1 protein-coding gene is annotated in these 409 nt (G+C 43.0%); it reads right to left on the bottom strand.

Annotation, left to right across the window (positions count from 1 at the left end):
• Positions 1 to 151: 151 nt before the first annotated feature.
• On the bottom strand, positions 152 to 409 hold a 258-nt coding region (locus tag C6366_RS21300; RefSeq protein WP_233248598.1), incomplete at its 5' end, for an FtsL-like putative cell division protein.

Below are 409 nucleotides of genomic sequence, written 5' to 3'. Positions count from 1 at the left end.
GTCTGGATTTGGATTTCCACTTATCGGCCTCAAAAGTCTTCAGTGCCACCAATTCAAACAACAACCACAAAGCAAGTCCAATAAAAAAGAGATAGACAATCCCTAATCTGAACATTATGCTTCTTTTTATGGCCATAAACTCCCTCCCCTGTTAATCCACTTTTAAAACTCTAGGTGGTGTTTTCAGCACCTCCAAACCCAATCCGGCTTCCTGCACCCTCCGTACAACTTCCGACTGACGACTCATCTGCATCAAATCGGATGATGTGGTGATGGCTTCATATTTTAAATCCTGCGTTTCGGCGGTAAGTGCCACCTGCTCCTTCAACAACTTCTCTACACTGTAGTGATTATTGATATAAATGAATGCCAGCAAAACCAGGAACAAGAGATATGGCCAGTGTTTCGT

Origin of the sequence: Desulfonatronum sp. SC1, from assembly GCF_003046795.1 — a bacterium.
GTDB lineage: Bacteria > Desulfobacterota > Desulfovibrionia > Desulfovibrionales > Desulfonatronaceae > Desulfonatronum.
The sequence above is the reverse complement of the archived record's forward strand: the minus strand, read 5'-3'. Positions and strand labels throughout refer to the sequence as shown.